Origin of the sequence: Streptomyces sp. L-9-10 (assembly GCF_004151105.1) — a bacterium.
In the GTDB taxonomy this organism is placed as follows: domain Bacteria; phylum Actinomycetota; class Actinomycetes; order Streptomycetales; family Streptomycetaceae; genus Streptomyces.
Map to the genome: position 1 here is coordinate 1 of NZ_PHRF01000005.1, position 20,935 is coordinate 20,935.

Annotated in this window: 22 protein-coding genes and 1 pseudogene; 10 read left to right on the top strand and 13 right to left on the bottom strand. The window is 70.8% G+C overall.

From position 1 onward, the window contains the following. Positions 1 to 302: 302 nt before the first annotated feature. From CU044_RS00035 to CU044_RS00050, 4 genes are all read right to left on the bottom strand, one after another. Positions 303 to 1,334, bottom strand: coding sequence for a DUF2510 domain-containing protein (locus tag CU044_RS00035; protein WP_129766258.1), 1,032 nt, complete (start codon positions 1,332 to 1,334; stop codon positions 303 to 305). A 91-nt stretch (positions 1,335 to 1,425) separates the two neighbouring features. Beyond that, positions 1,426 to 2,808, bottom strand: coding sequence for a carboxyl transferase domain-containing protein (locus CU044_RS00040; protein WP_129766259.1), 1,383 nt, complete (start codon positions 2,806 to 2,808; stop codon positions 1,426 to 1,428). Beyond that, positions 2,801 to 4,270, bottom strand: a complete 1,470-nt coding sequence (locus CU044_RS00045) for an acyl-CoA synthetase (protein ID WP_129766260.1) — start codon at positions 4,268 to 4,270, stop codon at positions 2,801 to 2,803. Before CU044_RS00045 ends, CU044_RS00040 begins: the two co-directional genes overlap by 8 nt. 53 nt (positions 4,271 to 4,323) lie before the next feature. Beyond that, positions 4,324 to 5,604 (bottom strand): SLC13 family permease, encoded by a 1,281-nt coding sequence (locus CU044_RS00050; protein WP_129766261.1) that lies wholly within the window; start codon positions 5,602 to 5,604, stop codon positions 4,324 to 4,326. A gap of 209 nt (positions 5,605 to 5,813) precedes the next feature. On the opposite strand from CU044_RS00050, the gene CU044_RS00055 reads away from it, so the two are divergent. The 3 genes and pseudogenes from CU044_RS00055 to CU044_RS00065 all read left to right on the top strand — a co-directional run. Then, complete coding sequence (locus tag CU044_RS00055) at positions 5,814 to 6,521, top strand: FadR/GntR family transcriptional regulator (RefSeq protein ID WP_129766262.1); 708 nt, start codon at positions 5,814 to 5,816, stop codon at positions 6,519 to 6,521. Between the two features lie 66 nt (positions 6,522 to 6,587). Then, positions 6,588 to 7,016, top strand: coding sequence for a protein-tyrosine phosphatase family protein (locus tag CU044_RS00060; RefSeq protein WP_129766263.1), 429 nt, complete (start codon positions 6,588 to 6,590; stop codon positions 7,014 to 7,016). 203 nt (positions 7,017 to 7,219) lie between these two features. Next, positions 7,220 to 8,086, top strand: a pseudogene (locus CU044_RS00065) (ThuA domain-containing protein); the annotation flags it as partial. Between the two features lie 106 nt (positions 8,087 to 8,192). On the opposite strand, the gene CU044_RS00070 reads toward CU044_RS00065, so the two are convergent. Beyond that, on the bottom strand, positions 8,193 to 9,017 hold the full coding sequence (locus CU044_RS00070; protein WP_129766265.1) for an aldo/keto reductase: 825 nt from the start codon (positions 9,015 to 9,017) through the stop codon (positions 8,193 to 8,195). A 150-nt stretch (positions 9,018 to 9,167) separates the two neighbouring features. Next, complete coding sequence (locus CU044_RS00075) at positions 9,168 to 10,385, bottom strand: MFS transporter (RefSeq protein WP_129766266.1); 1,218 nt, start codon at positions 10,383 to 10,385, stop codon at positions 9,168 to 9,170. 170 nt (positions 10,386 to 10,555) lie between these two features. On the opposite strand from CU044_RS00075, the gene CU044_RS00080 reads away from it, so the two are divergent. After that, positions 10,556 to 11,014 (top strand): MarR family transcriptional regulator, encoded by a 459-nt coding sequence (locus tag CU044_RS00080; RefSeq protein WP_129766267.1) that lies wholly within the window; start codon positions 10,556 to 10,558, stop codon positions 11,012 to 11,014. Between the two features lie 155 nt (positions 11,015 to 11,169). On the opposite strand, the gene CU044_RS00085 is transcribed toward CU044_RS00080, so the two are convergent. Next, on the bottom strand, positions 11,170 to 11,433 hold the full coding sequence (locus CU044_RS00085) for a type B 50S ribosomal protein L31 (RefSeq protein ID WP_129766268.1): 264 nt from the start codon (positions 11,431 to 11,433) through the stop codon (positions 11,170 to 11,172). Positions 11,434 to 11,693: 260 nt separating this feature from the next. Between CU044_RS00085 and CU044_RS00090 the strand changes: the two genes are divergently transcribed. Next, entirely contained in the window at positions 11,694 to 12,329 is a 636-nt protein-coding gene (locus CU044_RS00090; RefSeq protein ID WP_129766269.1) for a histidine phosphatase family protein, read from the top strand. Positions 12,330 to 12,368: 39 nt separating this feature from the next. On the opposite strand, the gene CU044_RS00095 is transcribed toward CU044_RS00090, so the two are convergent. The 3 genes from CU044_RS00095 to CU044_RS00105 form a co-directional block, all read right to left on the bottom strand. Continuing rightward, positions 12,369 to 12,794 (bottom strand): pyridoxamine 5'-phosphate oxidase family protein, encoded by a 426-nt coding sequence (locus tag CU044_RS00095; RefSeq protein ID WP_129766270.1) that lies wholly within the window; start codon positions 12,792 to 12,794, stop codon positions 12,369 to 12,371. A gap of 200 nt (positions 12,795 to 12,994) precedes the next feature. Beyond that, a complete protein-coding gene (locus CU044_RS00100) occupies positions 12,995 to 13,201 on the bottom strand; it encodes a cold-shock protein (protein WP_129766271.1) in 207 nt (68 codons plus the stop codon). 276 nt (positions 13,202 to 13,477) lie between these two features. Continuing rightward, the gene (locus tag CU044_RS00105; RefSeq protein WP_129766272.1) at positions 13,478 to 14,470 is read right to left on the bottom strand and encodes an aldo/keto reductase; all 993 of its coding nucleotides are present in this window, start codon (positions 14,468 to 14,470) and stop codon (positions 13,478 to 13,480) included. A gap of 55 nt (positions 14,471 to 14,525) precedes the next feature. Between CU044_RS00105 and CU044_RS00110 the strand changes: the two genes are divergently transcribed. Further along, on the top strand, positions 14,526 to 15,224 hold the full coding sequence (locus CU044_RS00110) for a TetR family transcriptional regulator (RefSeq protein ID WP_240045269.1): 699 nt from the start codon (positions 14,526 to 14,528) through the stop codon (positions 15,222 to 15,224). Between the two features lie 66 nt (positions 15,225 to 15,290). Then, positions 15,291 to 16,892 carry an MDR family MFS transporter gene (locus tag CU044_RS00115; RefSeq protein ID WP_129766274.1) on the top strand — a complete coding sequence of 534 codons (1,602 nt, stop codon included), beginning with the start codon at positions 15,291 to 15,293 and terminating at the stop codon, positions 16,890 to 16,892. Between the two features lie 102 nt (positions 16,893 to 16,994). Here CU044_RS00115 and CU044_RS00120 read toward each other — a convergent pair whose 3' ends face one another. Next, entirely contained in the window at positions 16,995 to 17,291 is a 297-nt protein-coding gene (locus CU044_RS00120; protein ID WP_129766275.1) for a hypothetical protein, read from the bottom strand. A gap of 206 nt (positions 17,292 to 17,497) precedes the next feature. On the opposite strand from CU044_RS00120, the gene rpmF reads away from it, so the two are divergent. From rpmF to CU044_RS00135, 3 genes are all read left to right on the top strand, one after another. Beyond that, complete coding sequence (rpmF, locus tag CU044_RS00125) at positions 17,498 to 17,668, top strand: 50S ribosomal protein L32 (RefSeq protein ID WP_129766276.1); 171 nt, start codon at positions 17,498 to 17,500, stop codon at positions 17,666 to 17,668. A gap of 3 nt (positions 17,669 to 17,671) precedes the next feature. Then, positions 17,672 to 18,628, top strand: coding sequence for an ATP-binding protein (locus tag CU044_RS00130; RefSeq protein WP_129766277.1), 957 nt, complete (start codon positions 17,672 to 17,674; stop codon positions 18,626 to 18,628). Positions 18,629 to 18,706: 78 nt separating this feature from the next. Then, positions 18,707 to 19,099 (top strand): SCO5389 family protein, encoded by a 393-nt coding sequence (locus CU044_RS00135; protein ID WP_129766278.1) that lies wholly within the window; start codon positions 18,707 to 18,709, stop codon positions 19,097 to 19,099. Positions 19,100 to 19,183: 84 nt separating this feature from the next. Here CU044_RS00135 and CU044_RS00140 read toward each other — a convergent pair whose 3' ends face one another. Beyond that, positions 19,184 to 19,795 carry a DUF1772 domain-containing protein gene (locus tag CU044_RS00140; RefSeq protein WP_129766279.1) on the bottom strand — a complete coding sequence of 204 codons (612 nt, stop codon included), beginning with the start codon at positions 19,793 to 19,795 and terminating at the stop codon, positions 19,184 to 19,186. Between the two features lie 221 nt (positions 19,796 to 20,016). Continuing rightward, entirely contained in the window at positions 20,017 to 20,904 is an 888-nt protein-coding gene (metF, locus tag CU044_RS00145) for a methylenetetrahydrofolate reductase [NAD(P)H] (protein ID WP_129766633.1), read from the bottom strand. Positions 20,905 to 20,935 lie beyond the last annotated feature (31 nt).

Genomic DNA, 20,935 nt, shown 5'->3' on the forward strand with positions numbered 1-20,935 from the left:
AAGATCGGTCCGGCGGAATGGTCCGGGGATTGGTTGCTAGCCGTGGCCGTGCAGGGCGCGGCAGCCGGCTTCCGGAGCCGGCAGGGGGCCCGCTCCGGCGATCGCGGCGGCGGCCGAGCACAACGCGCAGGGGGCCTGTCGCAGGCACTCCCTCACGGCACGTGTACAACCCATGTGTGGAGTGTACGGCCGAAGGGCCACTCACGGGCTCCGTCCTGTCGACGGACGAGGCGCCCGGTACCGCCGGACAGCACTCAGGCGGGCCGCTCGGGGCGACCCGCCTGCGCGTGTGGATACCGGCGTCAGACTCCCTGGCCGCTGCCTCCGGAGCCGGTGCCCGCCGCCGCCTTGATCCCCTTGGTGATCTCGTCCATGACGGCCAGCTTCGGTGCCTTGAGATTGACGTCGAATCCGGAGCGTACGAGGACCATCAGTTCCGGGGACGTCGGTGAGGGGAACGCGAGCGACTGCACATAGCCGTCGTCCCCCTTGCTCGTGACGACCTTCCACCGCACCAGGTAGCCCTTCTGCCCGGCGACGGTGACCGCTTCCGACTTCAGCTGCTGGTGCGAGGAGATGTCCCCGTAGGTCGCGCCGCCGTAGGATTCCTCCGCATTGACCTGGATGTCCTTCTCGGCCGCCGCCTTGGCGGTCGTGGCGTCGACCTTCAGCGCGGCCGCGGGAGCGGAGAACACCCCGCCCCGTACGCAGCTCTGCGACGTGTCCCCCGGGCACTCGTACTGTCCGGTCGTCACCCCGGCGCCGATGGTCCCCGATTCGCCGGTCCAGCCGTCCGGTACCGGAAGGCTGATCCCGCTGGCCGCGTCGGTGGCGTAGCCGTCCTCGGTCTGCGGCTGCTGCTGGGGCGCGCCGTTCTCCCCGCCGCCGGGGCCGCCGCCCCGCGGTCCGTCGGGCGCCGGGCTCTGCTGGCCGGGCCGCGAGGGGGCGGCGGAAGGGCCCGGGCCCACGGGGCCGGCCTCGCTGTCGCCACTGTCGCGCCCGAGCAGATAGAAGCCTCCCGCGATGGCCACCGCGACGACCACGGCGATGGCACCGAGTGCGATCCGCCGGCCGCCGCGCCGCGTGCCGGGCGGCGGTGCCGCGGGGTACGGCGGCACCGGATACGGCGACGCGCCGTAGGCCGGAGGGGCCGGGGGCGTCGAGGAGGGAGGCGTCGCGGGAGCGGGCGTCTCGGCGGGCGGATCCCACTCGGCGGGCGGGGCGGCGCGGACTTCGTCGGTCCACGCGGAACCGTCCCACCACCGTTCCTGGCGCGGTCCTTCACCTGTGTGCCCCGGGTCGGGATGCCAGCCGGGCGGAGTTGTGTACGTCACGGCTCTCACCTTAAGCACATTGTCTGAAAAGCTTGTGAGAGGGCCATGAGAATCCCCCGCCGCGGACCGTCCACGGCCGTCCCGTACCGCCTTATCCCCCTCCCGGTCCCGGATCCGGCACCGACCCCGGGGCCGACACGATCCCGCGTACCACGCCCAGGGACACCAGGTCCTGTGGGCGCAGCCGGAGCTGGTCGGCCGTCACCCGGGCCTCTTCCGGGGCGCGTTTGAGGATCGCCGCCGCCAGTTCCGGCGCGATGACGGAGAAGTAACTGTCCGGCGTGGCCCAGGTGTTGTCCGGAGCCGACAGGGCCAGCGCCCCGCCGGAGCCGCCCTCCCCGATCAGCAGTGTGGTGACGGGGACAGCGGCGGTGGCCACGGCGGCGAACAGGTCCGCGATGGCGCTGCCCGCTCCCGCGCGCTCCGCCTCCGCGTCGTTGGCCGCGCCGGGGGTGTCCACCAGGGTCAGTACGGGAATGCCCAGCCGGCCGGCGAGCCGTACCAGCCGGGCGGCGGTGCGATACCCGGCCGGACGCGTGGCGGTGCCGCACTGCGCCGCGTACGCGATCGTCCGGCCCTCCCGGCGGCCGAAACCGCACAGCATCCCGGGGTCCGTACCACCGCAGCGGTCTCCGCCGATCGCCTCACGGTGTGTGAAGTACGCGTCCAAGTACGCTTCGGCCCGGGGACGTTGAGGGACGCGGGCCTGAAGAACGGCCTCCCATCCGGTGGCGGGCAGCCCGGCGGGGCCCAGCCCGTCCGGAGGCGGGGCGGCGGGTGGCACGGCGTCCCGTACACCTCCCGTCAGCAGGGTCAGCCAGTGGCCGACGGTGGCGCGCAGTTCGTCACGGCCCACCACCGCGTCGACATGGCCCGCGGCGAGCTGCGCCTCCGCCGTGTAGGCGTACGGATCGGCGTCCGCCGGGCGCACGCGCGAGCCCGCGAACCCGATCTGGGCGCCCGGCAGTGCCAGTACGACGTCGGCGCCCGCCCCGAGCGTGGCCCAGCCGCCGCCGGTCGTCGGGTCGCGCACCACCGCCAGCTGCGGCAGCCCCGCGGCCCGGTTCAGGGCGGACTGCCCTGCCACCCGCTGGAGTTGGAGCAGCGCGCGCATCCCTTCCTGCATCCGGCTGCCACCGGTCGCGATCAGCGAGACCACCGGCAGCTCGCGCTCGCGCGCACGGATGTACGCGGCTTCGAGCAGGTCGCCGGTGCGCTCCCCCAGCGAGCCGCCGAGGAAGCCGAACTCGAAGGAGATCAGCACCACTTCGACCGAGCCGATCCGTGCCGTGCCGCAGACGGCCGACTCCGTCTCCCCGGTACGTTCCCCGGCGCGGGCACGGGCGGCGTCGTACCCCTCCCAGCCCAGCGGCCCGTCCGGCGCGGACACGCGCTCCGGCGCGGGCAGTTCGGTGAAGGCACCCTCGTCGACGACCGCGGCGACGGCCTCGCGCGCGCTCAGCCGCTCAGCCATGGAGCGCGCGCTTCATGATCTTGCCCATGTCGTTGCGGGGCAGCGCGTCCAGATAGCGCACGGTGCGCGGCCGCTTGTGGGCGGCGAGCTGCGCGGCCACATGGTTCGCCAGCTCCTCGGCCGACGGCGGCGCTTCGGCACGGGCGGGAACGATCCAGGCGACGATCCGCTCGCCGAGGTCCGCGTCGGGCTCGCCGGTCACCGCGGCCTCCCGTACCCCGGGATGCTCCAGCAGAACGTTCTCGATCTCGCCCGCGCCGATCTTGTACCCACCGCTCTTGATGAGGTCGGTGGCCTTGCGGCCGACGATACGGACATAGCCGTCGGGGTCACGGATCGCCATGTCGCCGGTGCGGAACCAGCCGTCGGTGAAGGCGGCCTCGGTGGCGTCGGGCCGGTTCAGATACTCCGTGAAGAGGTTCGGGCCACGGACCTGGATCTCGCCGACCGTCTCACCGTCGTACGCCTCGAAGGCGACGCCCGACTCGTCCACGAGCCGCAGTTCGACGCCCCCGAGCGGCACCCCGACGGTCCCGGCGCGCGGCTCGCCGTCGGCCCGCACGCTGGTGTTCATCAGGGTCTCCGTCATGCCGTACCGCTCGATGACCCGGCGGCCGGTCGCCGCCGCGATCCGCTCGTGGTCGTGCACGGGGAGCGCGGCGGATCCCGATACCAGCAGTCGCGCCCCGGCCAGCGCCTTGGCGAGCGCCGCGTCGTCGGCGAGCGCCTCGGCGATGCGGTGGTACATCGTCGGTACGCCGAAGAGCATGGTGGCGCCCGACGACAGCTCACGGGTGACGCCCTCGGTGTCGAACCTGCCCAGATGCCGGACGGATCCGCCGCGGCGGAGCGGGCCGAGGATGCCGAGGATCAGCCCATGGACGTGGAAGAGCGGCAGCGCGTGGACGAGTACGTCGTCGGCGGTCCACTGCCAGGCGTCTTCCAGCGCGTCCAGGGTCGCGGCGATGGCACGGCGCGGTACGACGGCGCCCTTGGGCGGCCCGGTGGTGCCGGAGGTGTAGACGATCAGGGCGGGGGCTTCCGGGGAGAGTTCGGGGAAGGCGTCGTTCCGTGGGTGTTCCGGGGCCGGATCGCCCGCGGCTGCCGCTGCGGCGGCTCCGGCGTCCACGCGTGCCAGGCCGGCCAGCGCGGGCGGAAGGGTGGCGTCCGGCTCCGCGACGACCAGGGTCGGGGCGCTGTCCGCCACGATGTGCGCCAGTTCGCGTTCACCGCTCTTGGGGTTGACGGGGACCGCGGGGACCCCGGCCAGCAGCGCGGCCACCACCCCCACGGCCGTGCCGAGCGTGGGGGTGGCCCAGACCGCGATCCGCCGCTCACCGGCGATCCGGGCGGCCAGGGAACCGGCCGCGTCCGCCAGTTCGGCATGGGTGAGGGCGCGGTCACCGAACCGGAGTGCGGGGCGTTCCGAACGCGCGGCGAGGGCCGGGAAGAGAGGGGACACGCGTCGTTCTCCTTGGTGTTGACGAGTCTGGCCGGTCAAGGCGGTGGTAGCGGTCAGCCGAAGCCTGGCACCACCAGTACCAGCCAGGCGGCGGCGGGTACCACCGCCACCACGATCCCTCCGTACACCATGAGCTGCCGGAAGAAACGCTCCCGGTCCACATCGGGCGCGGCGGCCAGCACCAGCGCGCCATTGGTGGAGAACGGGCTGACGTCGACGACCGTCGCCGAGATCGCGAGTGCCGTGATCATGCCGATCGCCCCGATCTCGCCCTGGGCGAGGAACGGCACGGCGAGCGGGATGAGCGCGCCCATGATGCCGACGGACGAGGCGAAGGCGGAGATGATCGCGCCGATGTAGCAGAGCAGCAGGGCGGCGAGGAGCGGGATGCCGATGTCCCCGACGGCGTGACCGGCGTAGTCGATGGTGCCCATCTCCTCCATGACACCGACATAGGTGAGGACACCGCAGATGAGCAGTACCGTCGGCCAGGCGATCTCGCCCACGGCCTTCCGGCTGGTGTCCGGCCAGACGGCGCTGAGCAGTACGGCGAGGGTGATCGCGGAGAGCCCGGCGTCGAGATCGAAGCCGAGGACGGCGACGACGAGCGCGACCAGCGCGGCGAGGGTGGCGCTGATGGCGGGGGTGAGCCGGGAACCGCTCGGCTCCTCCTTCGGCTCGTGCTCGTCCTTCTGGCCCTGTTCCGCCCGGTCGGGCTCGCCGCGCTTGCCGGAGAGCTTGAGTCCGCCGAAGAGAACGAAGACGATCCCGGCGATGACGAGATTCGCGACGAGCGAGCCGAAGAAGAGGGTGAGTTCGCTGCCCGGCAGGTTCTCCCGCTCCACGATGCCGTTGACGATCGAACCGTAGATGCTGATGGGCGAGAAGCCGCCGCCCTGGGCACCGTGCACGACCATGGCACCCATCAGCAGGGGGCTGATCCCGTACCGCGCGGCGAAGCTGAGCGCGATCGGCGCGACGATCGCGACGGCCGCCGGGGAGACCGCCCCGATGGCGGTCAGCGCGCCGGTGATCGCGAACATCACCCAGGGGATCAGCGCGATCCGGCCGCGGACCAGCCGTATCGCGGCATGGACCAGCCAGTCGGTGGTGCCGTTGGCGCGGGCGATCGCGAAGAGATACGTGACGCCGACGAGCACCACGAACAGATCGCCGGGGAAGCCCGCGAAGACGCCGTCGGCGTCGAGACCGGCGACCAGTCCCCCGACGCCGAACGCGGCGGCGAAGGCGAGGGCGCCCATATTGATCGAGCGGGTGGTGGCGATCACGAAGACCACCGCGAGTACGAGGATGGAGATCAGTTCGGCGGACATGGCGCGGGCTCCCGTCCCTGGGTCCCTGTGACAAAGGGGAATTGGCCGACTGGCTGACTGGACGACTGGCCAAGTGGCTGGACCACATTGACGGCCGGCCGGGGCGAGCGTCAAGAGATCTGGCAGGAATTGGCTCAGCCACTTGACCGCCCGGTGTTAGGCTGGCGCGCACAGGATCGGGAGACAGTGGGCAGGGATGGGGGGTCCGGATGTCCGACGCACTGCGGCCGATGGCCCGGCCACGTTTGTACGAGCAGGTCCTCGACCGGCTGCGCAGCTATGTCAGCGAGGGCGACCTCGGCGCGGGCGACCGACTGCCCCCCGAGCGGGAGTTGGCCCAGCGGCTGGGGGTGAGCCGCGCTTCCGTCAAGCAGGCGATCGTCGTCCTGGAGGTCCAGGGCCTGGTCGAGGTGCGGCACGGCGGCGGCACCTATCTGACCCGGTCCGGCCTCGATCCTGAGCCCGTCGAGCGGCTGGTGGAGCGCAAGCGCCGGCTGCCCGACGTTCTGGAGGCGCGCGAGGCTCTGGAGACCAAGCTCGCCGAGCTGGCCGCGGAGCGGCGCACCGAACTGGATCTGGCGGCGCTGCACGACGCGCTGCACCAGATGTCCGACGAGATCGAGGCGGGCGGCTACGGAGTGGAGGGCGACCGGCTCTTCCACACCGCGGTGACCGCCGCCGCGCACAGCGGTCTGCTCGCCGAGTTCATGCGCTCCATCACGGCGCAGATCGCCGAGAGCCGCAACGAGTCCCTGCGCCAGCCCGGCCGCCCCAAGCGGTCGTTGGCCCAGCATCGCGCCATTCTCGAAGCGATCGAGAGCGGCCGGGGCAAGGCGGCCGCGGCCGCGATGCGGCGGCATGTGCGGACCGTGGCCAAGGTGCGCCTGCTGGAGTGGAATCCGGACGAGAGCGCCTGACGCCTCCGGACAGGCACCGAGACCGGCCCTCCCGCCCGACCGGGAAGAACCGGCTACGCTCGCTCCGTGACCGCCACCTGGGATCCCGCGACAACGGGCGTACTACGACTGCCCTCGGGCCGGCTCGTCCGGGGCCGGGGACTGCGCCGCCCTCTCCCCGCAGGTCCGGCGCCCGCCTTCGCGCTATATCTGCTGGGCTCTGAACCACCGCCCGTCGCCTGGGAATCCCGCTGGCTCCGCTGGCCCGACTTCCGGCTGCCGTCCGACCGCGCGGCAGCCGCCACCGCGCTGCGCGAGACATGGCAGCGCGCCGGGTCGGAGCGCGTCGAGGTCGCCTGCGGTGGCGGAATCGGCCGGACCGGCACGGCGCTGGCCTGCCTCGCCGTACTGGACGGGGTGCCCCGGGGCGAGGCGGTCGCCTACGTCCGGGAGCACTACGCCCGGCGCGCCGTCGAGACCCCCTGGCAACGCCGGTTCGTCGCCCGCTTCCCCTGAACCACGACGTCCTTACTCCCCCTGTACCGCCCGCACTCCCTGCAATCCATGCCCTGTCGGCCACTGGTCCATACCAAAGCCTTGACAGGGCGTTGGTTCACTTCTTAAATCGTCCAGCAAGCGCTTCCTGCTGTCATGTGCGCGACATCCCCCACATTCCATGCGCCTCCGTTCACCGGACGGGCGCAGGAAGGATCGTCACGATGACCATGCTCAAGACCCGTACGGCACGCGGCCCGTTCCGCCTGCTCGTACTGCTCGCCCTCCTGCTGGGACTGGCCGCGGTGCCCGGCGTCGGACGCGCGCAGACACCTGCCGCCCCCGCGTTCAAGGTGCTCGCCTTCTACAACGGCACCTGGGACGCCGCCCACATCAGTTTCGTCCATGAAGCGAACGAGTGGTTCCCCAGAACCGCCGCCGCCAACAACTTCTCCTACGAGTCGACCAACAACTGGAACCGCCTGACCAGCGCCACCCTCCGGGACTACCAAGTGGTGCTGTTCCTGGACGACTTGCCGCAGACGGCGGCTCAGCGCACCGGCTTCGAGCAGTACATGCGGGCCGGTGGAGCCTGGATGGGCTTCCATGTCTCCGCGTTCACCACCGAGGCACAGAAGTGGCCCTGGTACCACAACGAGTTCCTGGGCAGCGGCGGGTTCAAGTCCAACACCTGGGGCCCGACCACCGCCGTGCTGCGGACCGAGAACCGGACCCATCCCTCGACCACCCGGCTGCCCGCGACGTTCACCTCGGCCGTGAGCGAGTGGTACAGCTGGGCGAACGACCTCAGGCAGAACCCCGCCATCAATATCCTGGCCTCGGTCGATCCGGTCAGCTTCCCGCTGGGTACGGACCCCAACCAGTCCTGGTACAGCGGGTATTACCCGATCGTGTGGACCAACAAGAACTACCGGATGCTGTACGCCAACTTCGGTCACAACGCCATGGACTACGGATCGAACACCACACTGTCGTGGACGTTCGGCAACGAGGTCCAGAACCGGTTCGTGATCGACGGGCTGAAGTGGCTCGGCGGTGTCACGGCCGCGGCTCCCGCGAGCCCGGCCGACACGGCCGCCACGGACGCGGCGGCCGTGCGGTAGCCCCTGTCCGGCGCGGGTCCGCACGGCCGTCCGGCGGGTTCGCGCCGGACGGCCGTGCGGCGCGTACCTCCGGTCAGTTGAGGGTGTCGGGGTCCGGGCCGATGCGCAGACCACGGTCGAGCGTGGCGAGCGCGGCCATGTCACCGGCCGAGAGCTCGAAGTCGAAGACGTCGATGTTCTCGCGGATCCGCGCGGGTGTCACGGACTTGGGGATGACGATGTTCCCGAGCTGAAGGTGCCAGCGCAGCACCACCTGGGCGGGCGTCTTCTCGTGCCGCCCCGCGATCTCGGTGAGCGCCTCCTCCTGGAGCAGCGCGCCCTGCGCCAGCGGGCTCCATGCCTCGGTCGCGATGCCGTGCTGGGCATGGAAGTCCCGCAGTTCCTCCTGCTGGAGGCCGGGGTGCAGCTCGACCTGGTTGACGGCCGGGACGATCCCCGTCTCGTCCAGCAGGCGCTGGAGGTGGGCGGGCTGGAAGTTGGACACACCGATGGAGCGTGTCCTGCCGTCGGCGAGCAGCTTCTCCAGCGCTCGCCAGGTGTCGAGATAGCGGTCACGGGCCGGAGTGGGCCAGTGGATGAGATACAGATCCACCCGGTCGAGGCCGAGCCTGGCGAGGCTCGTGTCGAACGCGGCGAGCGTCGAGTCGTACCCCTGGTCGTCGTTCCAGAGCTTGGTGGTGATGAACAGCTCTTCGCGGGGCAGGCCCGAGGAGGCGAGGGCGCGGCCGACGCCGTCCTCGTTGCCGTACACGGCGGCGGTGTCGATGCTGCGGTAGCCCGCCTCCAGCGCGGTGCGGACCGCGCCGGTGGTCTCCTCGTCGCCGACCTGGAAGACACCGAAGCCGAGCTGCGGAATCCTGACGCCGTTGTTGAGTACGACGTTGGGGACGGAATTCATGGTGTTCCTTTTCTTCGCGGGTTTCACAGTGGGGGGAAAAAGAGCGCGGATCTGCGGTGGGGAAAGAAGGGGCACACCGGCTTCCAACGTAACGACGTCGTCGGCGCCGCGCGCTGTGGCGGTCCGCCGCCCGGGACGGCCGAGCCGGGGTCAGCGCGCCGCGGTGGTGGCCCGCTGGGGCTGCCGGGTGGCCGCCGCCTCGGCGACCACCTGTCCGGCGGCGGGCGTACGGCGCTCCAGGGCGCTGGAGACGACCGCGAGGACGAGCGCGGAGCCGGCCAGCGCGGCACCGACCCAGTTCGGCGCCGTGTACCCGAGTCCGGCGGCGATGACGATGCCGCCGAGCCAGGCGGCCAGCGCGTTGCCGAGGTTGAAGGCGCCGATATTGACGGCGGAGGCCAGGGTGGGCGCGGCGGACGCCTGGTCGAGGACCCGCTTCTGGAGCGGCGGTACGGTCGCGAAGCCCAGGGCGCCGATGAGGGTGAGGGTGACGGCCGCCGCCACCTTGTTGTGCGCGGTGAAGCTGAACAGCGCCAGCACCACGGCGAGCGAGCCCAAAGAGACATACAGCAGCGGCATCAGCCGGCGGTCGGCGAACCTGCCGCCGATCAGATTGCCGGCGACCATACCGACACCGAAGAGCACCAGCAGCCAGGTCACCGAGGAGTCGGCGAAGCCCGCGGTCTCGGTCATCATCGGCGTGATGTAGGTGATCGCGGCGAAGACACCGCCGAAGCCGAGCACGGTCATCGCCATGGCGAGCAGCACCTGCGCGTTACGGAAGGCGGCGAGCTCATGCCGTATCCGTACACCCTCGGGCCGCGGCTGTTCCGGTACGAGCCTGGCGATGCCCGCGAGGCCCAGGACTCCGAGCCCGGCGACCACGAGGAAGGTGGCCCGCCAGCCGGCGCTCTGGCCGAGGAAGGTGCCGAACGGTACGCCGACGACATTGGCGACGGTCAGCCCGGTGAACATCATGGCGATGGCGCCGGCCTTCTTCTCCGGGGCGACCAGACCGGCGGCGACGACGGAGCCGATCCCGAAGAAGGCCCCGTGGGCGAGCGAGGCGACGACGCGCCCGGTGAGCATGAGTCCGAAGCTCGGGGCGAGCGCGGAGAGCACATTGCCCACCACGAACAGCCCCATCAGCAGCATCAGCATCCGCTTGCGGGGGATCCGGGTGCCGAGGACGGCCATCACCGGGGCGCCCAGCACGACTCCGAGGGCATAGCCGGTGACCAGCAGTCCGGCGGTCGGGATGGTGACGCCGTAGTCGGCGGCCACCTCGGGGAGCAGCCCCATGATCACGAATTCGGTGGTGCCGATCCCGAATGCCCCGATGGCCAGGGCGAGGAGGGCGAGTGGCATGGGTATGGCCTTCCAGAACGATTGCGCGAGCGCCTTACAAGCGAAGACAATACTTGCACACGCCGACTACTGGCAAGCGCGCTATATTGCAGAAGTGTCCTATCCTGGGGTACGGGACCACGGGACCTCGTCCCGCCGCCGCCCGCCCTCATCTCCCGCAGGAGGAAGCCATGACCGCCACGGACACCGCGCTCACCGGGCTCGCCCAGGGCTGGTGCGCCCTCTCGCTGCTGCACGGCAGGATCGAGGGGCATATCGAGCGCGCGCTCCAGGCCGGACACGGTCTCAGCGTCCGTGAGTACTCCCTGCTGGATGTCCTCAGCCGTCAGCACGACGGCGAGGGCGGCCATCTCCAGATGAAGCAGGTCGCCGACGCGGTGGTCCTCAGCCAGAGCGCCACCACCCGGCTGGTCAGCCGGCTGGAGGACCGCGGACTGCTCACCCGCTATCTGTGTCCGACCGACCGTCGGGGGATCTACACGAACGTCAGCGAGGCGGGGCTGCGGCTGCTCGCCGAGGCGCGCCCCACCAATGACACGGCGCTGCGGGAGGCGCTCGACGAGGCGGCGAAGGTCCCCGAGCTGGCCGCCCTGGTCAGGACCGTGGAGTCACCCGGCTCCGCCGCCTGACCCACCCGTCGCCCCCGGCTCGTCCCTCACACGCGGAAGAGCCGGAGGGAAACCCTGTTCGGGGCTTCCCTCCGGCTCTTCTCACACAGGTCCGCACTTCTCACACAGGTCCGCACGCGCGTCATGCGCGCGGATCACGGATGAGCCGTACGGCGTCAGCTCTTCTTCGCGGAACGCCGGGCCCCGTAGCGGCGCTCGAACCGCTCCACCCGGCCGGTGGTGTCGAACACCCGCCCGGTACCGGTGTAGAAGGGGTGGCTCGCGGAGGAGACCTCCACGTCGATGACGGGGTAGGTGTTGCCGTCCTCCCACTCCACACGCTGCGTCGAGTCCGCGGTCGAGCGCGTCAGGAACGCGGTGCCCGCCGCGCGGTCCCGGAAGACGACCGGACGGGAGACGGGGTGGATACGAGGCTTCATGGGAACTCCCTCCTCATGATGGATATCGTTTCCATCAGGTGGCACAAGGGGGTAACGCGACGGTTCCCCCCGGCATTCCCCGCCCTGTCCCGGACGCCGGAACAGGGGACACTGGGCGTGACGGACCTCCCGCGGCCCGCCGAGGAATGCGCTCGCGGCCCGCCGGGTTCCCCGTTCGGCACGGGCGGGCGTCCGGGCCGACGACCGCCGGGGACGGCTCCGGTGGCGGAGTGCGGAGAACAGGAAAGTGGGCGGCACTCATGGGTGAGTTGATCCTGGTACGGCACGGAGAGACCGCCTGGTCCCAGTCCGGGCAGCACACCAGCCACACCGACCTGCCGTTGACCGAGCGCGGCGAGAGCGAGGCCCGTTCCCTGGCGCCCCTACTCTCCGACCGCCGCATCGGCCTCACCCTCGTCAGTCCGATGGCGCGCGCCCGGCGCACCGCGGAGCTGGCCGGTCTCGACGGGCTGCGCGCCACCCCGGATCTGCGCGAGTGGGACTACGGCGGCTACGAGGGCATCACCACGGCCGAGATCAGCCGCACGCGCCCCGGCTGGGACCTGTGGACCGACGGCACCGTCCCCGGCCCCGACGGCCGGCCCGGGGAGAGCCCCGCGGACGTCGGGCACCGCGCCGACCGGGTGCTCACCGAGGCGCTGGACGGGCTGCGCTCGGGTGACGATGTCGCGCTCGTCTCGCACGGCCACTTCCTGCGGGTGCTCACCGCGCGCTATCTCGGGCTGGCCCCGGCCGCGGGAGCCCTGTTCCAGCTCGCCACCGGGACCGTCTCCCGCCTCGGGACGGAGCATGACCGGCCGGTGATCACCGCGTGGAACCTCGCCCTCCCCGAGAGCGTGCGGCGCGCCGCGCGGGAGAAGGAGAACGCGGCCTGACCCGGCGCGCCGGTGGTCGCGCGCCGGTGGTCGCGGGCCTCAGATCTGTCCGAGGTCGGCGGAGAGCCAGTGCTCGGGCCGCAACCGGATGATGACCTGTTCGCCGTGCTCGGACCAGGCGAAGTCGACATACGCGGCGACCTTGTCCGCGGCGACATAACGGGACGCCATCTCATGGAGTGCCTCGCGGGTGGCGGGCTCGGTCGAGGTCACGGAACCCTCGACCGAGACATAACGGACCGTGGGCTCGACGCGTTCGACCATCAGGGTGAAGCGGCCCGCCTCCGCGATGAGCCGGCCCTTGCGCGAGTCCCGTCCGGTCATGATCCAGATGTCTCCGCCCGGCCGGTACTGGTACCAGATCGGCACCGTGAGCGGAGCCCGCCCCTTCGCCGCCTCCACCGCGAGCGCCGCGATACGCGGCTCGGCCAGGAACAGTTCGCGCTCTTCTCGGGTCAGTGCCACCGAAACCTCTCCGTCCCTCGGACCGGCCCCGCCGCTTCCGTCGCGCGGCGGTCGTCCGGCACGGTCAAGCCCTCCCCCGTTTCGCGGACGGGGTAACGGCAAGGGCGCCGGTCCGGCGGAAGGAAGCTCCACCGGGCCGGCGCCCTCTTGCTCCGCACCGACCTCCGGGGCCTGCTCAGACCCCTTGGGACGGCTCCGCGTTACGCGGAGGGGAGGATGTTCTCCGCCTGCGGGCCCTTCTGGCCCTGGGTGACGTCGAAGGTGACCTTCTGGCCCTCCTGGAGCTCACGGAAGCCGCTCGTCGAGATGTTCGAGTAGTGCGCGAACACGTCGGGACCGCCGCCGTCCTGAGCGATAAAGCCGAAGCCCTTTTCCGAGTTGAACCACTTCACTGTTCCACTGGCCATGATGAGTCTCCGTTTCAAGGGACGCAAAGATTCCCGCACCGTACGGGAACCGGAGGTGATCGCCTTGGTCCGCAGAGACGCTGAACAGCACAAACGCCCGTGACGGCACGTCACGGGCGAGCGGTACTTCGGAACCACGACAGCTGATCAAGACGCTACAGGGCGCGAAGCGATACAGCCACAGAAACGACCAACTCTTGCGTCTGTGCCGCGTAATCGGAGCGCGAACGGCCCACGATCACCCGTTCGCCAGCCGGGCCGCGGGCATCGCGTGCGCTACCAGCGGGGGTGGATCGAGGCGCGCAGTCGGCGGTCGTACAACTCCTGGACCGCCTCCAGGGTCGACGGCGACAGTGGCGGGAGGGCCGCCGCCGCGCTGTTGGCGCGTGCCTGTTCGACGGAGCGGGCACCCGGGATGACGCTGCTGACGCCGGGCTGCTGAATGATCCAGCGCAGCGCGGTCGCGGCGGGGGTCGCGCCCTCGGGGGCCAGCCCGGCGAACTCCGCCGCGGCGGCCAGTCCCGTTCCGTACTCGATACCGGAGAAGGTCTCGCCCTGGTCGAAGGCCTCGCCGTGCCGGTTGTACGTGCGGTGGTCGTCGGCGGCGAACACCGTGTCCGCCGTGTACTTCCCGGTCAGCAGGCCGGAGGCGAGGGGGACGCGCGCGATGATGCCGACCCCCGCCGCGAGGGCGGCGGGCAGTACCTCCTCCAGCGGCTTGAGCCGGAAGGGGTTGAGGATGATCTGAACGCTCGCCACACCGGGGCGCGCGAGCGCGGCGAGCGCCTCGGCGCAGGTCTCGACGCTCACGGCGTAGGCGGCGATCCGCTCCTCCGCCACCAGGGTGTCGAGCGCGTCGAAGACCTCGTCGGACGTGTAGACGGGCGTGGGCGGGCAGTGCAGCTGTACGAGATCGAGGGTGTCCACGCCGAGATTGGCCCGTGAGCGGTCGTTCCACGCGCGGAAGTTGTCCAGAACGTAGTTCTCCGGGACCTGGTCGGCCCGCCGTCCCATCTTCGTCGCGACGAACACCCCGGCGTCCGGGCGGCCCTTCAGATAGCGCCCGATGAGCTGCTCGCTGCGGCCGTCGCCGTACACATCCGCCGTATCGAAGAAGGTGACGCCCGATTCCACGGCCGCGTCCAGGACGGCGAAGGCGTCCGATTCGGCCACCTCACCCCAGTCGGCGCCCAACTGCCAGGTCCCCAGCCCTACGACGGATACGTTCCGTCCCGTTTTGCCCAGTTCACGCTGCTCCATACGGATCATGTTACGGCGTCGGCGGCGGGAAATTAATTTTGCGGATCCTGCACTTTTGCATACGCTGCAAGATGTGAGAAGTGAGGGTGCGGTGCTGGGGCTCCGCGAGCGCAAGAAGCGGGCCACGCGTGCGGCGCTGGCGGAGGCGGCGGTGCGACTGGCCGCCGAGCACGGCGCGGAGAATGTCACCGTCGAGGCGATCAGCGAGGCCGCGGGGGTCTCGCCGCGTACGTTCTTCAACTACTTCGACAGTCACGACGACGCGTTCGTCATGATCGACCGGGACATCGGCGAGCGGGTACGGCGGGCGGTGCGCGAGGCACCGGGCTCGGTGCCCGCGCTCGACGCGGTCCGCGAGGCGCTCGTGACCGAACTGACCGATGTGGAGGAGCGGCAGGAGATCTGGGAGCTGCGGGCCACGGTGCTGCAACGCTCCCCTCATCTGCTGGTCCGCGGCATGGGTGCGCACATGGCCGAGGAGCTCGAACTGGCCGAGGCCATCGCGGAACGGCTCGGCGCGCCGGCGTTCCGTACGGCCGAGGGCGAGCGGGGATCCCGCGGACCCGGGCCCTGCGCGCACGTCCCGGACACCTCCGCACTCGGGCTCTACCCCCGGCTGCTCGCCGCCGTCGCCATGACGGCCGTACGGGTCTCCGTCGAGCACTGGTGCGCGCAGGGCCAGGAGGTCACCTTCCCGGATGTCTTCCGGCTCGTCTTCGCCCAGCTGGCCGCCGGCCTGCCGGAGCCCCCGGCCGACGGCTGACCGCTGACGGCCCGCTCTTCCACCGCTTCCACCCACGCATCGACCATGGACTTGAAGAAGGACACCTTGAGTGCAATAGAGGCGCCCGAACAGGCGCCGACCTCCATGACCAACCGGCAGATACTCCAGGCCATGTCGGGGCTGATGGCCGGCATGTTCGTCGCCATCCTCGCCAGCACGGTGGTGGCCAACGCCCTGCCCCGGATCATCGCCGACCTCGACGGCAGTCAGTCGTCGTACACCTGGGTCGTCACCTCCGAACTGCTCGCCATGACGGCGACCGTGCCCCTCTGGGGCAAGCTGTCGGACCTCTACAACAAGAAGCTGCTGCTTCAGCTGTCGCTCGCCATGTTCGTGGTCGGGTCGCTGCTGGCCGGCTTCTCCCAGGGCGTCGGCCTGCTCATCTTCAGCCGTGTCGTCCAGGGCATCGGCGCCGGCGGTCTGACCGCGCTCGCGCAGATCGTCATGGCCGCGGTCATTCCGCCCCGGCGGCTGGGCAAGTACTCCGGGATCTTCGGCGCCGTCTTCGCCGTCGGTACGGTCGCCGGGCCGCTGATCGGCGGCGTGCTGGTGGACACCTCGTGGCTGGGCTGGCGCTGGTGCTTCTTCATCGGCGTGCCGTTCGCGCTGGCCGCGATCCTGATGCTCCAGCGCACACTGCGGCTGCCCACGATCCGGCGCGAGGTGAAGATCGACTACCTGGGCGCGTTCCTGATCGTGGCGGGCGTCTCCGCGCTGCTGATCTGGACCTCCCTGGCGGGCAACCAGTTCGACTGGGCCTCCTGGCAGACCTTCGCCCTGACCTCCACGGGTGTGGTGCTGCTGGTGGCCGCGGTCTTCGTGGAGGCCCGGGTCCCCGAGCCGATCATTCCGCTGGACATCTTCCGTAACCGCACGGTCGCCCTGACCACGGTCGCCAGCCTGCTGGTCGGTGTGGCCATGTTCGGCGGAACCGTCTTCCTCTCGCAGTACTTCCAGATCTCGCTCGGCAAGACCCCGACCGTCGCCGGGCTGATGGGCCTGCCGATGATCCTCGGTCTGCTGATCTCCTCCACCGTCGCCGGCCAGATCATCAGCGCCACCGGCAAGTGGAAGGTCTATCTGATCGCGGGCGGCGTGATCATGACGGCCGGTCTGGGCCTGCTGGCCACCATCAGCGCCGACACCGGCTTCGGGCTGCTCAGCCTCTACATGGCGGTGCTCGGTATCGGCGTCGGGCTGCTGATGCAGAACCTGGTGCTGGCGGCGCAGAACGACGTACCCGCCGCCGAACTGGGCGCGGCCACATCCGTCCTGTCGTTCTTCCGCAGCATGGGCGGAACGATCGGTACGAGCGTTCTCGGCGCGGTGCTCGCCAACCGGGTGGCGGCCGAGATGACCAAGAGCCTGGGCGAGTCCGGCCAGGGGGCGTCCGGCGGCGCGGGCCACGGCGCCGTGCCCGACGTGTCGAAGCTGCCCGACGCCATGCGGGAGATCGTGCAGCACGCCTACGGTGTGGCCACGGCGGAACTCTTCCTCGTCGCGGCGCCGTTCGCGGCGCTGGCGCTCGTCGCGGTGGTCTTCATCAAGGAGAAGCCGCTCAAGACCACGAGCGGCATGGAGCGGCTCGCGGAGGAGAGCAAGCAGGCGGAGGGCTCCACGCCGGCCCCGCCCTCCCCGGTCGGCTGATCCCGGGGTATTACCGCACGGCATGACGTTACGGCCCCGGCCGCGCCCATTCGGGTGCGACCGGGGTCGTACGCGTAGGCGAGCGGGCCGTACGCGGAGCGGTCAGTGGTCGTCCCAGTGACCGTCGTGCTCGGCGTGGCGGTGTCCGTCGTGTACATAGTCCACATGGTCGCCATGAGGCACTGCCACATGCCCGCACCCTTCCCCGTGCTGGTGTGCGTGACCGCTGTGCGGGGCGTGGGCTCCGGGCTCGCATTCGTCCACGTGGTCGTCGTGAACCGCGTGCACATGGCCGTCGTGTGCGTAGTCCACATGCCCGTCGTGCGGGAACGACACATGGCCGCAGCCCGTGCCGTGCCGGTGCGTGTGGTTCGAGTGAGGGGCGTGCGCAGTGGTCATGGCTCTCTCCAGTTCGTTCGTGGAAGGCCGGCCACCCCTGGTCCCGTCGGCGACGCCGGCCCGATGCCGCCTCCCCGACGAGCCGAGCGCCGGGCACGTCACTGTCCGTGCGGTCATCGGGTGGGGGCGGTATTGGTAACGGTGTTCATTTGCATGTAGCGTTCGACGGCGTCACGTCCGTGCTCCGCGCACTCAGGAGGTTCGCCATGGCCGTACCCAAACGGAAGATGTCCCGCAGCAACACCCGTCACCGCCGGGCCCAGTGGAAAGGCGTCACGCCGACCCTGGTGCCTGTCACCCTCGACGGTACGTCCCATCTCGTACCCCAGCGACTCGTCAAGGCGTACGAGCGCGGCCTGCTGACTCCGGAGGGCTGAGCCGTGCGCGTAGCGTTCGTCGGCAAGGGCGGCAGCGGCAAGACCACGCTGTCGGCCCTGTTCGCCCGGCAGTTAGCCGCCGAGGGGGCGCCCGTGGTCGCCATCGACGCGGACATCAACCAGCATCTGGCCGAGGCTCTCTCCCCCGGGGAGGGAGAGAGTCACACCGCGCCACCGCTCAGCTCGCGCACCGGCGAGATCAAGGACTGGCTGCGCGGGGACAATCCGCGGATCGCCTCACGCGAGGAGATGATCAAGACCACTCCGCCGGGACGCGGTTCGCGGCTGCTGCGACTGCTCGGCGCGGACCCGGTGCACGCCCACCACGCGCGTCCGGTGGGCGGGGTGCCGCTGATGGTGACCGGGGTGTTCGACGACAGTGACCTCGGGGTGGCCTGTTACCACTCCAAGCTCGGCGCCGTCGAGCTGTATCTGAACCATCTGGTCGACGGGCCCGGCGAGTACGTCGTCGTGGATATGACCGCCGGAGCGGACGCGTTCGCCTCCGGTCTGTTCACCCGGTTCGATCTGACGTTCCTGGTCGCCGAGCCCACGCGTAAGGGCGTCTCCGTCTACCGCCAGTACCGCGATCACGCACGGGAGTTCGGGATCGCGCTCGCCGTGGTCGGCAACAAGGTCACGGGCGAGGACGATCTCCTCTTCCTCAAGGAGCATGTCGGGGACGATCTGATCGCCTACTGCGAGCAGTCCCCCTGGGTACGGGCACAGGAACAGGGCCGTACGGGTGGCGGGCTCGAACCGCACAACGCGCACACCCTGCGCCAGTTGCGCGCCGCCGTCGACGCGCGTCCCAAGGACTGGGAGGCGTTCCAGCGCCACGCCGTGGAGTTCCATCTGCGCAACGCGCGCGCGTGGGCCGACCGGGCCACCGGAAGCGAACTCGCGCTCCAGGTCGACCCGGGCTTCCGGCACGGCCCGGACGCCCCGGGCCTCGGCTGACGCCTCCCGCCCGGCTTCCGCCGCGCCGTCCCCTCCCTCACCGGGCCGCTGTGCCCCAACGCGACAGGACACACACTCATGTCACTCGATGTCTCCCCCACGCTGCTCGCCGACGCCGAGAACGGCCAGGTCCGCGAAGAGGACTTCGTGGACACCGTCCGGACCTCCCTGCCGTACGCGTACCACCTCATCGCCGGTCTGGTCGGTGAACTGCGCGGCGGCGACGCCGTGTTCGCCGACAACCAGACACCGCCGCCCTCCGAGCGCGAGCGCGGCCAGCTGCTGCGCGCTCTCGCCAGCGACGCCATCCGCTCCAGCCTGGAGCGGCACTTCGGCGTCACCCTGGCGTTCATGAACTGCCACCGGGTGGCGGTCTTCCGCCCGGAGGACCAGGGCGGTGCGACGCACACCCGGTTCACCTCGGTGCGCTCGCAGATCCTCAACCAGTCGCCCGAGTTCCGGGACTGCTGAGCGGGCCGCTGACGACCGCCGAGCCATGACGGAGCGGGGCTGTGGGGCCGGAGCCCCGCCGCCCCGCTCTCCGCCAACGGGGGTTCAGACGCCGTGCGGGCGCATCGTGGCACTGCCTGTGGCGCCGGCGCCACGGCCGTGCAGCACCAGGGCGCGGGCGAGGAAGCCGAGCGCGGCCGTGCAGACCAGGGTCCGCACGATGTTGCTCGTCTCCCACGTGCCCTTGAACTTCTCGACGATGGAGAAGTCCGTGATCTTGGCCGGGTCACCGGCGGCGGCAAGCTCGTTGTTGAGCGGGATGTTCACGCTGAACGTGATCATCAGGGCCACCAGATAGAGCGCGGCCGCCGCGCCGATCCAGAGCGCGGCGCCCCGCCGGCCCTGGCGGTGCTCCAGGAACGCCGCGACCGCCGCGGCCAGCAGCGCTCCGATGAAGATCATGCCGAAGAGACCGTTGCCGTCGATCAGAGCGTTGAAGTTCTGCATCGCGTCGACGTAGGTACGGTCGTCGGTCCTGGCCAGCCCCGGCATCACCGAGATGTCGTACGCGAAGAACAGACCCGCCATCAGCCCCATCGCGATGGTGGCGATCATCAGCAGCGGCCCCACCGCCCTGCTCCGGCGCACGGGCGCCACCGCGGGGGCGGGCGGATAGGCGGCGTAGGGGTTCGGGGTTCCGGTCGGGTTGAAGCTCATGGGACTTCCTTGTCTGGTGGTCGAAGCCGTCCGATACGAGGTGATCCGGCAACCGCCACGGTGTCGTCGCCAACGCCGCCGCCGACATGTGACACGGCTTTCTCACGTACTGCGTCAGGGGACCAGTCAAGTACAGCGCGGCAGGACGGGACATAGCCACGAAGCTCAGGTCCATGTTCCAGCGTCCAAGCGGGCGGACAGCTCACCGGCCGGCCGGCGGATCAGGGGCGGGACGCGGCCAGCGGGCGGTCGCGCCGTACCCCCACGCCCAGGTTCTGGTGGATCTCCATCGTGGCGGTGGAGCGGTTGAGGGTGATGTAGTGCAGTCCGGGGGCGCCTTCGGCCAGCAGCCGTTCGGCCATGGCCGTGGCGTACTCGACACCGATGCGATGCCCGTCCTGCGGCCGGTCACGGGCCGCTTCGAGCCGTTGGGCCAGCGCGTCGGGGAAGCGGGCGTCGCTGAGTTCGGCGAAGCGGCTGATCTGCCGTGCGTCGGTGGCCGGCATGATCTCGGGGACGATCGGGGTGGTACAGCCCGCGGCCTCGATCCGGTCGCGGAGCCGCAGATAGTCCTCGACGTCGAAGAACATCTGCGTGATCGCGTAGTCGGCGCCCGCCCGGCACTTGGCGACGAAGTGGCGGATGTCGCTGTCCCAGTCGGGCGAGCGCGGATGGCGCTCGGGGAAGGCGGCCACCCCGACGGTGAAGTCACCCAGTTCCCTGATCAGGCCGACGAGCTCACTGGCCTGGGCGAATCCCTCCGGATGACGGACCCACTCACCGCGCGGGTCGCCCGGCGGGTCGCCGCGCAGCGCGAGCACGTCCCGGATACCGGCGTCCGCGTACTGGCCGATGATGTGGCGCAGTTCGGCGACCGAGTGGCCGACCGCGGTGAGATGGGCGACCGGGCGCAGCGTGGTCTCGGCGGCGATGCGCTTGGTGACCTCGATCGTCCGGTCGCGCGAGGAGCCGCCGGCGCCGTAGGTCACGGAGACGAAGGACGGCGCGAGCGCCTCGATCCGGCGGATCGCGTTCCACAGCGTGCGCTCCCCGGCGGGCGTCTTCGGCGGGAAGAACTCGAAGGAGTACGAGCGCTGCCCGTCGGCCATCAGGGCACGCGGGCCCGGCCTGGGGTGCTGT

Bases quoted from the DNA above. Each gene is read 5' to 3' on its own strand.
- CU044_RS00040 (WP_129766259.1), bottom strand. From the start codon at position 2,808: ATGGCTGAGCGGCTGAGCGCGCGCGAGGCCGTCGCCGCGGTCGTCGAC.
- CU044_RS00050 (WP_129766261.1), bottom strand. From the start codon at position 5,604: ATGTCCGCCGAACTGATCTCCATCCTCGTACTCGCGGTGGTCTTCGTG.
- CU044_RS00055 (WP_129766262.1), top strand. From the start codon at position 5,814: ATGTCCGACGCACTGCGGCCGATGGCCCGGCCACGTTTGTACGAGCAG.
- CU044_RS00070 (WP_129766265.1), bottom strand. From the start codon at position 9,017: ATGAATTCCGTCCCCAACGTCGTACTCAACAACGGCGTCAGGATTCCG.
- CU044_RS00075 (WP_129766266.1), bottom strand. From the start codon at position 10,385: ATGCCACTCGCCCTCCTCGCCCTGGCCATCGGGGCATTCGGGATCGGC.
- CU044_RS00080 (WP_129766267.1), top strand. From the start codon at position 10,556: ATGACCGCCACGGACACCGCGCTCACCGGGCTCGCCCAGGGCTGGTGC.
- CU044_RS00085 (WP_129766268.1), bottom strand. From the start codon at position 11,433: ATGAAGCCTCGTATCCACCCCGTCTCCCGTCCGGTCGTCTTCCGGGAC.
- CU044_RS00090 (WP_129766269.1), top strand. From the start codon at position 11,694: ATGGGTGAGTTGATCCTGGTACGGCACGGAGAGACCGCCTGGTCCCAG.
- CU044_RS00100 (WP_129766271.1), bottom strand. From the start codon at position 13,201: ATGGCCAGTGGAACAGTGAAGTGGTTCAACTCGGAAAAGGGCTTCGGC.
- CU044_RS00105 (WP_129766272.1), bottom strand. From the start codon at position 14,470: ATGATCCGTATGGAGCAGCGTGAACTGGGCAAAACGGGACGGAACGTA.
- CU044_RS00120 (WP_129766275.1), bottom strand. From the start codon at position 17,291: ATGACCACTGCGCACGCCCCTCACTCGAACCACACGCACCGGCACGGC.
- rpmF (WP_129766276.1), top strand. From the start codon at position 17,498: ATGGCCGTACCCAAACGGAAGATGTCCCGCAGCAACACCCGTCACCGC.
- CU044_RS00135 (WP_129766278.1), top strand. From the start codon at position 18,707: ATGTCACTCGATGTCTCCCCCACGCTGCTCGCCGACGCCGAGAACGGC.
- CU044_RS00140 (WP_129766279.1), bottom strand. From the start codon at position 19,795: ATGAGCTTCAACCCGACCGGAACCCCGAACCCCTACGCCGCCTATCCG.
- metF (WP_129766633.1), bottom strand. From the start codon at position 20,904: ATGGCCGACGGGCAGCGCTCGTACTCCTTCGAGTTCTTCCCGCCGAAG.